Source organism: Rubrimonas cliftonensis (assembly GCF_900107585.1).
GTDB classification, from domain to species: Bacteria; Pseudomonadota; Alphaproteobacteria; order Rhodobacterales; family Rhodobacteraceae; genus Rubrimonas; species Rubrimonas cliftonensis.
On record NZ_FNQM01000040.1, the window covers coordinates 1 to 12,746 of the forward strand.

Here is a 12,746-nt window from a genome sequence, read left to right on the forward strand (position 1 = left end):
GGCGCGCTGGCCCATGTCGAGGAAGCCCGCTTCTACCCCGCGCTCCGAGCCCTCCGCACCCTGCTGCCAACCGAGGAGCGCCTGCTCAACCCCGATGGCGACGGGGCTGCGAGCCGGAACCGCGACGAAGCCCAAGCCGAAACCCGCGCAGGAGCCGCAGCAGAGGTCGAGCAATGACGTATCAGCCCGTGATCCCGAGCGCCGGCGTCGCCGGCTGGCGCTTCCTGCAGCGGACCGAGACTGCGCAGCGCGCGGCCTTCGCCGAGAGCGCGATCGTCAAGCGCGAGATCGCCTATTTCGAGAGCAAGATCGGCGCGGCCGACACCCCTGAGAAGCTTGTCGCCGACCCGACCTTGCTGAAGGTCGCGCTCGGCGCCTTCGGCATGGGCGATGAGGCCTACAAGAAGGCCCTGCTGCGCAAGGTGCTCGACGAGGGCACGGAGACCGACGGCGCCATGGCGCTGCGCTTCTCCGACCAGCGCTTCCGCGAGTTCGCGGGCGCTTTCGGCTACGGCGACGCCAAGGGCGCGCAGGTGACCGACGCCGCCTTCGTCAAGGACATCGTCGCCCGCTACAAGGTTCGCAGCTTCGAGGAGGCCGTCGGCGCGGTGGACAACACGATGCGCCTCGTCATGAACTTCGAGCGCAGCGTGAGCGACGTCGCCGGATCGGCAAGCCGCGACCGGACGAAATGGGCGCGAATCCTCGGCGACGTGCCGCTGCGCCGCGTGATCGAGGGCGCGCTGGCCCTGCCCACGCAGTTCGCCCAGCTCGATCTCGACGTGCAGATCGAGACGCTCGAAAGCAAGTTCGCCCGCGTCTTCGGCGGCGACGTCTCGAAGCTCACCGAAGCAGACACGCGCGACGCCGTGATCCGCCGCTATCTCGCGATCGAGCAGACGAAGCAGGGCCCGTCGGCCTTCACCCCCGGCGCCGCGGCGCTGACGCTGCTTCAGGGCGGCGGTTTCGGGCCGGGCGCATCGACCGGGCTGTTTCTTTCCCGCCTCTGAAGGCGCTTCGTCTCGGGCCGTTCCCGCGGAACGGCCCGATCGCGGGAAAGAAGCTTTAACCAAATCAGCCTAACGGTATCGGCGCGCGACGCGTTCGCGCGAAGTAGAGTGTGTGTAGATCATTGGCGTGTTTGCCGTGATTGCGCGGATCGCACCTTCATGAGGCGACGTCGGCCCGAAGATCTCGCATCGTTCGCCCCGGCAGGGCGCGAACGCCGCCAGTACTTGGCGCGTCGCAGGCGAAATGCGCCAGATACCAGCGAGGTTGCCGGACATGACTGGACCTGAAACCGCGACGGACGTGCTTGCCGCCATTGAGCCGGACGAGCGCCTCAAGGCTCCCGCCGCCGCCCGACAGGGCACGGCGCTGAGCATCTGCATCCCGACCTGCAACCGCGCCCCGATGCTGCGGAGCCTGCTCCAGAGCATTGCGCGGGAGACGGCGGAGCTTGGCGATCAGATCGAGGTGATCGTCTCCGACAACGCATCCGAGGACGACACGACCGCGGTCGCCGCCGCCGCCGCCGCCGGCGGCCTGGGCGACCGCCTGCGCTATTTCCGCCAGGCCGAGAACATCGGCGCGATGCGCAGTCTGGAGTTCACCTTCCAGAAGGCCCGGGGCCGGTACTGCATGTATCTCGCGGACGACGATATCGTGTTCTGGCCGGCCGTCCTGAAGTCGATCAGAGTGCTGGAGGCCAATCCGAACGCCGTGTCGCTGTTCGCGCCGTGGTATCTGGTCGATCTTGTGGACGAAAAAATTCAGGCGCAATTCTACCATCATTCCAAGACGCATGTCTTCTCGCATGAAAACCGCGCCGGCATGGCGCGTTTCATTCTTGAGAACCAGGTTTTCTCCGAGATCGCAATTCACCGGACGGCGCTCATCAGGCAGATCATGCCGGTCCAGAACGACCTGGCGTTCTGGGCGTTCACGATGCCGGCCGAGCTGCTGAATTTCGGCGAGGTGATCTATTCCGAGGAGCCGTTCTACGGCTCGGTGACGCGGCACCCTGCGGCCGCGCACCGGTCACAGGCCGGGCACGAGGAGGTGATGATCGCATGGGACCGCTATCGCGGCGGGGTCGAGCATCTTATCGGGCTCGCCGGGGCGGTTTCGGAAGACGAGCGCGCCGAGCTGCGGCGACTGGCGGACCATCTCGTGCAGGACAGGATGCTGGTGGCGCTGCGGCTGCGGCTCGGCCAGGGCAGGGACGCGGTGGAATCCTACTTCCTCGCGTCGCGGCTCAGGGGCCTGGGCCGCGCCGACGACCTGCCCCTGACGATCGACTGCCTCTCCATGCGCGCCGGCATCGGCTTTCTGGACGGGCGGGTGGCGGCGCAGTTCGGCGCCAGCCGGCTGGTTCTGGTCGGCGGATTCACGGAGGAGGAGGCGGCGTGGATTTCGGACTTCGCGCGCATTCCGGTCGCTCTGCACGAGCCGGGCGCCGCCCTTGGACCGGCCGACATCGCGCTGATGCCCGGGATGGGCGCGCCGGAAGTGGCCGCCGCCGACTACGCGAACGCCGGTTTCAGGACCACGATCTGCGACCTGATGGCCAAGTTCCCCTGAGCGCCGCCTGCGCCTGACGCCGGAGACATGACCCGTGAGCAAGATCAACGTCCCGCAGACCCTCATCAAGGCGCAGGCGCTGGCGAGCAAGGGCGAGGGCGATCAGGCCCGCGCGCTGTTCGAGAAGGTGCTTGAGGCCTTTCCCGCCAACGAGCGCGCGCGCAAGGGCCTGCGCAAGCTGATCGAGGGCCGCGCGAAGCCCGGCGACGTGGACCCGCCGCAACCGATCCTCGACGCGCTCAACCGGCTCTATGGCGACAGCCAGCACGCCATGCTCGAGAGCCGTCTCGCGCCGCTGCTGACGAGCCATCCCCGCTCGGCGACGCTGTGGAACCTGCAGGGCGTGAACCAGGCGGCGATGGAGCGCTGGCGCGCCGCGGAGACCGCGTTCCGCAAGGTGGTCGACCTCGCGCCGAACTATGCGGGCGGCCACAACAATCTCGGCAACGCCCTGCACGCGCTCGGCGAGGACGAAGCGGCGGCGGTTAGCTATGAGCGGGCGGTCAGGCTCGATCCGGCGGACGCCGGCTCGCACGTCAATCTCGCCCACACCCTCGTCTGCCTCCAGCGCGTGGAGGAGGCGATGGAGCGCTACCGCTGCGCCCTCGATCTTGCGCCCGACAACCCTGACGCCTGGAACGGGCTCGGCGTGCACGCCTACGAGACGAGCGACACCGCCACCGCCGAACGCTGCTTCCGTCGCGCATGCGAGATCAACCCCGCTTCGGCCGACTACACGATCAACTTCGGCCTTTCGCTGCTGCGTCTGAACCGTCATGGCGAGGCGATCGCGGTGCTGGAATGCGCGAGCACCCTGCGGCCCATGTCGGCGAACCAGCATGGCAAGCTCGCCGAGGCGTTCGAGACGCTCCGCCGCCGAACCGAAGCCATCAAACACCATCGCCTCGCGCTGGCGATCGACCCCGACAAGCAGAACATCCGCACGCACTACTACCACCAGATGCTGCAGATCTGCGATTGGAGCGAGTTCGACGAGATGCAGAAGCTCGCGCCGTCGCTCGGCGTGAGGGAAGAGGCGGTCGATCCCTTCGGCATGCTCTCGGTCGAGGACGCGCCGCGCAGGCAGATGCTGCGCTCGCAGGTCTATGCGCGCGCCCATGTCGAGGTCCGCGCGCCCGATCCGTGGCTGCCCCGGAAGGTTCCGGCGCAGGCGCGCGGCAGGCTTCGGCTGGGCTACTTCGCCGGGGACGCCTTCGGCCACGCCACCATGCATCTGATGTCCGGAGTGTTCAGGAACCACGACCGTTCCGCGTTCGAGGTCACGGTCTTCAGCTATCCGAGCGCGAGCCTTGCGCATGAGCGCGACCGCTTCCTCAGGCCGGAGGACGCGATCGTGGACATTCGAGGAAAGAGTCGCAGCGAGGCGGTGGCGCTGGCGCGGTCGGCGGAACTCGACATCGCCATCGACCTGAAGGGCTATACGCAGGAGGCGCGGCTCGGCGACCTGGCGCAGCGGGTGGCGCCGGTGCAGGTGCATCACCTCGCCTATCCCAGCTCGCTGGGGGCCAGCTTCATCGACTATATCGTTGCGGACCATGTGCTGATCCCGCCCGAATGGCGCGACTGCTACAGCGAGAGCGTCATCTACATGCCGCACACTTACCAGTGCACCGACAACGCGCGCCTGCTTTCGCCGAAAGTCACCACGCGGGCGGATTTCGGCTTGCCGGAGGATGCGCTGGTGTTCTGCTGCTTCAACAAGGGCTACAAGATCTCCCCGCAGGAGTTCGACATCTGGATGCGGCTCCTGCAGAAGCTCCCCGGCAGCGTGCTGTGGCTGCTGCGCGACAACGAGTGGTGCGACGGGAACCTGAGGCGCGAGGCGCGGGCGCGCGGGGTGGACCCCGCCAGGCTGGTCTTTGCGACGACCTTGCGCCAGGGCGAGCACCTCGCCCGCCACGCCCACGCCGACCTCTTTCTCGACACCTTCAACGTCAATGCGCACACCACGACGAGCGACGCGCTATGGGCCGGTCTGCCGGTGGTGACGAAGATCGGCGACCAGTTCGCCGCACGGGTCGCCGCGAGCCTGCTCTGCGCCGTCGGGCTGCCGGAACTGGTGACGCGCAGCGCGCAGGAATACGAGGCGCTGATCCTCGAACTGGCGCTGAACCCCGACCTGCTCGCCTCGTTCCGGGCGCGTCTGGCGGTGAACCGGCTGGTCGAGCCGCTGTTCGACACGGCGCGCTACACGGCGGACTTCGAGGCGGGGCTGAAGGCGGCGGCGGCGCGGAGCGCCGATGGGCTGCCCCCGGCCGACATCGATGTGGCGACCGCCGCGGCCACCGCCACTGTCGACGCCTGAGGGCGCCGGGAGCGCGGGGCGCGGCGCGAGAAGGGGCAGGGGGGCGGCCGCTCGGAGAGGGCCCGCCCGAGGTCGCGGCGCGGTCACGCCGCCGGCGCGGCGCTCCCGTCGCGGAGCGGGTGCGCCGCATCGCGCGGCGAGAGGGCGCGCGGCGGCTCGGGCCAACCGATCGCAAAGGCCGGATCGTCCCAGCGCACCCCCGCCTCCGCGCCCGGCGTCCACGGGTGGTCGGTCGCATAGAGCAGTTCGGTCTCGTCCTCCAGCGTGAGGAAGCCGTGGGCGAAGCCCTTCGGGATCATCACGGCGCGGCCCGGCCGCAACTCGACCGCACACCAGCGCCCAAAGCCGGGGCCGGGCCGCAGGTCGAGCGCCACGTCGAAGGCGCGTCCGCGCAGCGCCTGCACCAGCTTGGTCTCGCCATGGGGGGCGCGCTGGAGATGCATTCCGCGCAGCGTGCCGGCGCGGCGGTTGCAGGAGCGGCTGATCTGCACGGGACGGAAAGGCAGTCCCGCGGCGGCGAGCGCCTCGACGCAGACGAGCCGTGCGAAGGCGCCCCGCTCGTCCTGCACGGCGTCGGTCTCGATGATCGCGACCTCGGGCATCGCGGCGCGCGAGACGCGCATCACGCCGCCGCCGCGGCGGGCATGGCCTCGAACGCCGCGAAGGCGGCTTCCGCCAGGGCGCGGGGCGAGGCGCCGTGGAGATAGGCCGCCTGCCAGTCCGCCGTCGCGGCGATGGCGGCCATGCCCGGCAACCGCTCGCGCCAGCCGAGCGCCTCGCGGGCGCGCGTAACGTCGAGCGCCAGCGCCGGCGCCTCGATGGAGCCCGGAACCGGCTCATGGACCCAGGCCCGCCGCAACTCCAGCCGCGCCGCCAGCGCTTCGGCCAGCCGCGCCACCGCGATCGGGGCGCCGGGGCCGGGGCCGATGTTGAGGGCGCGCGGCGCGCCGGCGGGGTCGGCGGCGAGCCGCTCCAGGTAGAGCAGGTAGCCGCAGAGGCAGTCCAGCACATGCTGCCAGGGGCGCGTCGCCTCGGGGTGGCGCAGGGTCGCCGGCCGGCCGGCGCGGGCGGCGCGCATCATGTCGGGGGCGAGCCGGTCCTCGCCGAAATCGCCGCCGCCGATGACGTTGCCGCCGCGCGCCGTCGCCAGCGGCAGCCGCTCCGGCGCCGCGGCGCTCGCGCGCCAGCTCGCCGCGAGCAGTTCGCAGGCGGCCTTGGAGGCGGAATAGGGGTCCTTGCCGCCGAGCGGGTCGTCCTCGCGGAAGGCCCGGCCCGTTCCGTCGTTGCGATACACCTTGTCGGAGGTCACCACGAGCGTCGCGGCTTCGGGCGCCAGCCGCCCCAGCGCGGCGAGGAGATTGGCCGTGCCCTGAACGTTCGTGGCGAAGGTGGCGGCCGGGTCGCGCAGGCTGCGCCGCACCAGCGCCTGCGCGCCCAGGTGCAGCACGATCTCGGGCCGCACGGCGCGCACCACGTCGGCCACGGCGGCGGGGTCGCGCAGATCGGCGATGCGCCCGTCCAGCGCCTTGGCGACATGGGCGAGGTCGTGGTGGTTCTCGGCGCCCTCCGGCGGCAGCGCGAGACCCGTCGCATGCGCCCCGAGCCGCCGCAGCCAGAGCGCCGCCCAGGAACCCTTGAAGCCGGTATGACCGGTCAGGAGCACGCGCTTTCCCGCCCAGAAGGCGGGATCGGGCAGCGGCGCGGTCATGGCCAGACCTTCCACGGCGCGCCGGACTGCCAGAGCGCCTCCAGTTGACGCTTGTCGCGCAGCGTGTCCATCGGCCGCCAGAACCCGTCATGGCGGAAGGCGCGGAGCTGGTCGTCGGCGGCCAGCCGCTCCAGCGGCGCCCCCTCGAACGCGGTCTCGTCGCCGTCGATGAGGTCGAGCACGCCGGGCTCCAGCACGAAGAAGCCCCCGTTGATGTGGGCGTTGTCGCCCGGCGGCTTCTCGGTGAAGCGGCGCACGGCTTCGCCCTCCATCTCAAGGGCGCCGTAGCGGCCGGGCGGCACGGTCGCAGTCAGCGTCGCGAGCCTGCCGTGGCTGCGGTGGAAGTCGACGAGCGCGGTCACGTCGATGTCCGCGACGCCGTCGCCATAGGTCATGCAGAAGGCCGAGCCGGGGTCCAGATAGGGCGTCACGCGTTTCAGCCTGCCGCCCGTCATCGTGTCGAGACCGGTGTCGACCAGCGTGACGCGCCACGGCTCCGCGCCGTTCTTGTGGTGAGTCACGACCCCGGCTACTAGATCCACCGTGATATCGGACTGATGGAGGCAGTAGTTCGCGAAATACTCCTTGATCACATAGCCCTTGTATCCACAACATACTATGAAATCGGTGACGCCGTGGTGGGCGTAGGTTTTCATGACGTGCCAGAGGATCGGTCGCCCGCCGATCTCGATCATCGGCTTGGGGCGATACTCTGATTCCTCGGCGATGCGCGTGCCGAGACCGCCGGCGAGCAGCACTGCTTTCATCGTATGTCCTCCATCCCGCCGCCACGGCTACAGAGAACACCTTGACTATCACTTAAGTTGTGGACGTTAAGGATAACGCCCGCAGGCCTTGGGCGCTCGCAGGCCTCGGGCGTCCGTTGCGGCTGTCCGACCCATCACGCCGCGGGAGATCAGATGAAGCTCACCATTGACGATGACGCCGCCACCCTTCACGTCACCGACGCGGACGGCGAAAGGACGCTTCCACTCTATTGCGACGAAGCGTTCGCGCTCATTTCCCGCCACTATGTCCGGGTCGGCTGGAACCAGAAGTACTCCTACACCTTCTCGTGGCTGGGTCGGCCGGTGATCCAGCTGCCGGACGACATGATGCGCCTGCAGGAGGCGATCTTCATGACCAGACCGGAGCTTATCATCGAAACGGGAGTGGCGCATGGAGGGTCGCTGATCTTCTATGCGTCGCTCTTCGAGGCAATGGGAGCCGGCCGGGTTCTGGGCGTCGACATCGAGATCCGCCCGCACAATCGCGCCGCGATCGAGGCGCATCCGATGTCCCGCCGCATCGAGCTCGTCGAGGGCTCTTCGACCGCTCCCGAAGTGATCGCCCAGGCCCGCGCCGCCGCCGCCAAGGCGCAGCGCGTGATGGTGATTCTGGACAGCGACCACAGCCATGCCCACGTCACGGCGGAACTCGAGGCTTACGCCGACCTCGTGACGCCCGGCTGCCATCTCGTGGCCACCGACGGCGTGATGCGCGAGGTCGCGGGAACGCCGCGCGGAAAGCCATGCTGGCTGACAGACAATCCTGCGAACGCGGCCGAGGACTTCGCGCGTCGCCGCGCGGATTTCGTGCTTGAGCGCCCCGCGCCGCCCTGGAGCGAGGCGGCGGCGGTTCCCGAGATCACCCATTTTCCCAGCGCGTGGCTCAGACGGCTGTGATTTCGGCGCGCCGGGTCGCGACGTAGTCGGCGATCGCGCCTTCCAGAGACCCGGGATCCCGGAAGCCGAGCTCCCGCCGCATCCGCCCGGCGTCCGCAACCAGCCGCGCGGGCTCGCCGGCCCTCAACGGGCGCGCGCCGCAGCGGATGGCTCCGCTGGTCCCGCAGGCCCGCTCGATCATGCCGGCAAGGGCGTCGAACCGCGTCCGCCGTCCGCTCGCGAGGTTGATCGCACCCGACAGCGTGCTCAGCGACAGGTCGGCGAGCGCCAACCCGAGGGTCTCGACGCTCCAGAGATCGCGCTCCGTCCCGCCCGGGCCGCAGTCGATCCGGCCGCCGGAGAGCGCCGCGTCGATCATCGCGGGGACAAGCCGCTGCGCAGGCTCGCCCGCGCCGAGGAGCAGGAAGGCGCGCGCCCAGGCCGCCTCGGCTCCGGCGCGCGTGGCCGCGTCCAGCAGCGCCTCCGCTGCGCGGGCCTTGGCGGCGCCATAGGCGGTGTGCGGCCGCAGCGGCGCATCCTCGCGAAGCGGCGCGTCGGCGGCGGTCCAGTCGTATTCCGCGCAGGTGCCGACGCCGACCACGCGACGCCCCCCCCGCGCATAGAACGCGCGGAACAGCTCCGCCGAAGCGTTCGACCACGCGTCGTTTGACGGGCAGGTCCAGAAGGCTCCATGCCCGGTGGTCCAGGCGAGATGGATCAGCGTGTCGGCGTGGGCCGCCGTGATCAGGGAACGCCGCTCGCTTGCGTCGAGCAGATCGCCGCGCCTGCCGAGGAGACCCTCCGCCGTTAGCACCTCGACGCCCCGGGCGCGCAACGCCGACGTCAGAGCGCGTCCGACAAAGCCCCCGGCGCCGGTGACCAGCACGCACCGATTCTGGTTACCGGTTGTTCGTTCCTCAGCATGCACAGTGCGCGTCACATTCCCGTCGGCCCCGTTGGACGCCCGGCGTCCAACGCCAGAGGCTAGGCCAGCGCCGTGCAACCCTACACGAAGCGAGATGGAAATCCATGCGGTCAGTCACGCCCGTCGCAGAAAGCGACATCCTATACGCCGCCAACGGCCTGCCAGCGCTGCAGAACCGCATGTTCGACACGCGCGAGGCCGCGCTCGCGAGCGCGACCGGCGACGTTCGGCTCGCGCAGGATCCGGTGAGCGGTCTGGTCCGGAACATAGCCTTCGATCCCGCCATCATCGTCTATGACGCCGATTACCAGAACGAACAGGGGCTGAGCCCGTCATTCGAGGCGCATCTCCGCGAGACAGCAGATCGGCTCGAACCGCTGATGCGCGGTCGCCGGATCATCGAGATCGGTTGCGGCAAAGGCCGATTCCTGCGGATGCTCGCCGAGCGCGGCCATGACGTGGAGGGCATCGATCCCGCCTATGAGGGCGACGACCCGCGCATCGCGAAGCGGCGCTTCACCGGATCCGACCGTTTCGGCGCCGACCTGATCGTGCTCCGCCATGTTCTGGAACATATCCCTGACCCGGCCGGCTTCATGGCATGTATCGCGCAGGCCAATGGCGGCACAGCCAAAATCTACATAGAGGTTCCATGTCTGGAGTGGATTGCCTCAAACAAAGCCTGGTATGATATATTTTACGAGCACGTAAATTATTTTACCAAGGAGTACTTTGAGAGCCTTTTTGGCCAGATTTACGAGATGCGCCACTGCTTCGGCGGCCAGTACATCGGCGTGACGGCCGAGTTATCGAGCCTCCGCCCGCCGCGGCTGCGCCGCGCGCTACGGCTGCCGGACGACTTCTCGCAATCGCTGGATCGCTGGACCCGCGTTCCGGTCGCGCAACCCTTCGCGGTGTGGGGCGCGGCTTCGAAGGGCGTGATCTTCTCGCTTCTGATGGCGCGCGCCGGCCGCTCTCCCGCAGCGATAATCGATATCAACCCCGCCAAGCAGGGGCGCCATGTCGCCGGCGCGGGCCTGTTGGTGAGCGCGCCAGAGGACGCGCTCGCGGCGTTGCCGTCCGGCGCCGCCATCCTGGTCGCAAACCCGAACTACCACGCTGAAATCGCCGCTGCGGTTGGCGGACGCTTTTCAGTGACGAGCCTCTGAGCGCGCCATGGCGAACCCTGTGAGGCCAGATCAAGGCCGTCCCTGTCGCTTCTGCGGCGCGCCGCTGTCGCTGACCATGGCCGACCTTGGCCACATGCCTTTCGCAAACGATTTCCTCCCCGACAATCCCGCCGCCATCGCGGCGGAGCGGCGGCACCCGCTTCATGCAAGGGTCTGTGAAGGCTGCTGGCTGGCGCAACTCGACCATGACGCCCCGGCGGACGCCATCTTCGTGCATGACTACGCCTATCTCTCCTCCTACTCGGACAGCTGGGTGGCCCACGCCAAGGCCTATGCCGAGGCGATGACGGCGCGGTTCGGCCTCGGGCCGCACAGCCTTGTCATGGAGGCGGCCTCCAACGACGGCTACCTGCTGCAGCATTTCTCCGCCGCGGGCGTCCCGGTTCTGGGCGTCGAGCCCGCCGGTCACGCCGCGGGTCTCGCGGTCGCAAGGGGCGTTCCGACGCGCGTGTGCTTCTTCAACGCCGGGACGGCGGCGCGCCTCAGCGGCGAGGGTCTCTCGGCGGACCTGATCGCGGCCAACAACGTGCTGGCCCATGTGCCCGACATCACGGATTTCGTGGCCGGCTTTCCCGTCATGCTCGCGCCGCAGGGCGTGGCGACCTTCGAGTTCCCCCATCTGCTGCGCCAGCTTCAGGGGCTCCAGTTCGACACCATCTATCACGAGCACTACAGCTACCTCTCGCTGGCGGCGGTCGAGCGCATCTTTGCGGCGTCGGGGCTGCGCGTCTTCGACGTCGAGGCGTTGCCGACCCATGGCGGCTCGCTGCGCGTCTTCGCCTGCCGCGAGGGGGCGGCGCACGCCGAGACGCGCGCGGTCGCGGCGGCGCGCGCGGAGGAGGCCGCTTTCGGCATCGAGACGGCCGCTCCCTACCGCGCCTTCAGCGACCGGGTGCGCCGCTTCACCGACGCCGCGCGCAAGACCCTCATCGCGATGCGCGACCGCGGCGACAGGCTGGCCGCCTATGGGGCCGCCGCCAAGGGCGTCACCTTCCTGAACCAGCTCGGCCTTGGGGCCGACGTGTTCATGGCGGTGGCCGACCGCAATCCGGGCAAGCAGGGTCGGCTGATGCCCGGCGCGCATGTTCCGATCATTGCGCCCGAGGCGCTCGCCGGGCTTCGGCCCGATCTGGTGCTCATCCTGCCATGGAACCTGCGTGCGGAGATCGCGGCGACGCTTGCGCCCCTGCGCGCGGCGGGCGCGCGGTTCGCGGTGGCCGACGCAAATCACCCGGACGGCGTCGCGACGCTATGATCGGACGCTGGCGGGGAGCGCGGGAGGCGTCGGGCCGGCGCCCCGCAAAGGCGGCCGGCGGCGCTAACCCGCCCTTAGTGGTTTCCGGCCGATAACCACGCAGCGCGCAGAAGGCGCGGGGGCACGAATGTCCCGAATACGTCAGAAGACGTCTCTCCCGGATCAGGAAAAACCCTGTCCGATAGCGTCAGACGTGGTGAAAAAATTTCACTGCACGCAAAGAGGAAGAGACAATGTCGTCCATTCTTACCAACAACTCGTCGATGGTGGCGCTGAACACGCTGCGCCAGATCAGCGCCAAGCTCAGCGACGTGCAGGGCAACATCTCCACCGGCAAGAAGATCGCCAACGCTCGCCACAACGCGGCGATCTGGTCGGTGTCGGCGGTGATGAACTCCGACGTCACCGGCTTCAAGGCGATCACCGACTCGCTGGCGCTCGGCCAGTCGACGCTGAACGTCGCCCGCAGCGGCGCCGAGACCGTCAACAAGCTGCTCGACGAGCTGAAGGGCCGCATCGTCGCCTCCCAGGCCGACAACGTCGACCGCTCCAAGATCCAGGCCGACGCCGCTGAGCTGCGCAACAACATCAACGCCACGGTCGCGGCGTCGCAGTTCAACGGCCTGAACGTGCTTCAGCGCAACGTGACCGATCCGGTCGTCGAGGTGCTGGGTTCGCTCGACCGCGACAGCTCGGGCAACGTGACCGTCGCCAACATCGACGTCGCCCGGGCCACGCTCGAGCAGGGCGCCGCCGGCACGGGCAGCGGCGTCGCCAACGGCGCGGTGGAGTCGGTCGCGGCCACCGAGCTGGCGACCACGAACCTCACCGGCGCCATCGGGGCCGGCACGACCTACGCGGTCGGCGACAAGATCGCCATCTCGCTCGTCGGCCGGGACAACGGCCGCGGCATCATCCTCTCCTACGAGGTCACCGAGTCCGACACCGGCGCCGACGGCAGCACCGCCGCCACGTCGGCGGAGATGGTGCTGCGGGCCAGCCGCGCCATGGCGGTCCAGCTGGAGGCGTACGCCACCGCCGAGACTGGCGCGGCTGCGACGACGGACCTGGCCAACATCTCAACGCAGGCCAACA

11 protein-coding genes are annotated in these 12,746 nt (G+C 69.3%); 7 read left to right on the top strand and 4 right to left on the bottom strand.

The genetic code is table 11. The annotated features are described in order from the left end of the window. Positions 1 to 173: 173 nt before the first annotated feature. From BLW43_RS21540 to BLW43_RS21550, 3 genes are all read left to right on the top strand, one after another. Positions 174 to 1,010: a DUF1217 domain-containing protein gene (locus tag BLW43_RS21540; RefSeq protein WP_093256715.1), complete on the top strand. Its 837-nt coding sequence runs from the start codon at positions 174 to 176 to the stop codon at positions 1,008 to 1,010. A gap of 274 nt (positions 1,011 to 1,284) precedes the next feature. Next, the gene (locus BLW43_RS21545; RefSeq protein ID WP_175479051.1) at positions 1,285 to 2,583 is read left to right on the top strand and encodes a glycosyltransferase family 2 protein; all 1,299 of its coding nucleotides are present in this window, start codon (positions 1,285 to 1,287) and stop codon (positions 2,581 to 2,583) included. 34 nt (positions 2,584 to 2,617) lie between these two features. Further along, complete coding sequence (locus BLW43_RS21550) at positions 2,618 to 4,909, top strand: O-linked N-acetylglucosamine transferase, SPINDLY family protein (RefSeq protein ID WP_093256720.1); 2,292 nt, start codon at positions 2,618 to 2,620, stop codon at positions 4,907 to 4,909. 83 nt (positions 4,910 to 4,992) lie between these two features. Here BLW43_RS21550 and BLW43_RS21555 read toward each other — a convergent pair whose 3' ends face one another. The 3 genes from BLW43_RS21555 to rfbF are packed head-to-tail and all read right to left on the bottom strand — an operon-like array spanning position 4,993 to position 7,384. Next, entirely contained in the window at positions 4,993 to 5,532 is a 540-nt protein-coding gene (locus tag BLW43_RS21555; protein ID WP_093256722.1) for a dTDP-4-dehydrorhamnose 3,5-epimerase family protein, read from the bottom strand. Next, a complete protein-coding gene (gene rfbG / locus BLW43_RS21560; RefSeq protein WP_093256725.1) occupies positions 5,532 to 6,617 on the bottom strand; it encodes a CDP-glucose 4,6-dehydratase in 1,086 nt (361 codons plus the stop codon). The genes BLW43_RS21555 and rfbG overlap by 1 nt, the downstream gene beginning before the upstream one ends. Then, the gene (gene rfbF, locus BLW43_RS21565) at positions 6,614 to 7,384 is read right to left on the bottom strand and encodes a glucose-1-phosphate cytidylyltransferase (RefSeq protein ID WP_093256728.1); all 771 of its coding nucleotides are present in this window, start codon (positions 7,382 to 7,384) and stop codon (positions 6,614 to 6,616) included. The genes rfbG and rfbF overlap by 4 nt, the downstream gene beginning before the upstream one ends. Before the next feature lie 153 nt (positions 7,385 to 7,537). Between rfbF and BLW43_RS21570 the strand changes: the two genes are divergently transcribed. After that, positions 7,538 to 8,302: a cephalosporin hydroxylase family protein gene (locus BLW43_RS21570; protein WP_093256730.1), complete on the top strand. Its 765-nt coding sequence runs from the start codon at positions 7,538 to 7,540 to the stop codon at positions 8,300 to 8,302. Here BLW43_RS21570 and BLW43_RS21575 read toward each other — a convergent pair. After that, positions 8,289 to 9,167 carry an NAD-dependent epimerase/dehydratase family protein gene (locus BLW43_RS21575; RefSeq protein WP_175479052.1) on the bottom strand — a complete coding sequence of 293 codons (879 nt, stop codon included), beginning with the start codon at positions 9,165 to 9,167 and terminating at the stop codon, positions 8,289 to 8,291. The genes BLW43_RS21570 and BLW43_RS21575 overlap by 14 nt on opposite strands. 143 nt (positions 9,168 to 9,310) lie before the next feature. Between BLW43_RS21575 and BLW43_RS21580 the strand changes: the two genes are divergently transcribed. The 3 genes from BLW43_RS21580 to BLW43_RS21590 all read left to right on the top strand — a co-directional run. Next, on the top strand, positions 9,311 to 10,375 hold the full coding sequence (locus BLW43_RS21580) for a class I SAM-dependent methyltransferase (protein ID WP_093256735.1): 1,065 nt from the start codon (positions 9,311 to 9,313) through the stop codon (positions 10,373 to 10,375). A 7-nt stretch (positions 10,376 to 10,382) separates the two neighbouring features. Then, positions 10,383 to 11,651 (top strand): class I SAM-dependent methyltransferase, encoded by a 1,269-nt coding sequence (locus BLW43_RS21585; protein WP_093256738.1) that lies wholly within the window; start codon positions 10,383 to 10,385, stop codon positions 11,649 to 11,651. A gap of 233 nt (positions 11,652 to 11,884) precedes the next feature. Continuing rightward, positions 11,885 to 12,746 (top strand): flagellin N-terminal helical domain-containing protein (locus tag BLW43_RS21590; protein WP_483880061.1); only part of this gene is annotated, 862 nt, incomplete at its 3' end.

What these genes read in the sequence shown, in the direction of transcription:
- BLW43_RS21540 (WP_093256715.1), top strand. Translation starts at nt 174, where the DNA reads ATGACGTATCAGCCCGTGATCCCGAGCGCCGGCGTCGCCGGCTGGCGC.
- BLW43_RS21545 (WP_175479051.1), top strand. Translation starts at nt 1,285, where the DNA reads ATGACTGGACCTGAAACCGCGACGGACGTGCTTGCCGCCATTGAGCCG.
- BLW43_RS21555 (WP_093256722.1), bottom strand. Translation starts at nt 5,532, where the DNA reads ATGCGCGTCTCGCGCGCCGCGATGCCCGAGGTCGCGATCATCGAGACC.
- rfbG (WP_093256725.1), bottom strand. Translation starts at nt 6,617, where the DNA reads ATGACCGCGCCGCTGCCCGATCCCGCCTTCTGGGCGGGAAAGCGCGTG.
- rfbF (WP_093256728.1), bottom strand. Translation starts at nt 7,384, where the DNA reads ATGAAAGCAGTGCTGCTCGCCGGCGGTCTCGGCACGCGCATCGCCGAG.
- BLW43_RS21570 (WP_093256730.1), top strand. Translation starts at nt 7,538, where the DNA reads ATGAAGCTCACCATTGACGATGACGCCGCCACCCTTCACGTCACCGAC.
- BLW43_RS21580 (WP_093256735.1), top strand. Translation starts at nt 9,311, where the DNA reads ATGCGGTCAGTCACGCCCGTCGCAGAAAGCGACATCCTATACGCCGCC.
- BLW43_RS21585 (WP_093256738.1), top strand. Translation starts at nt 10,383, where the DNA reads ATGGCGAACCCTGTGAGGCCAGATCAAGGCCGTCCCTGTCGCTTCTGC.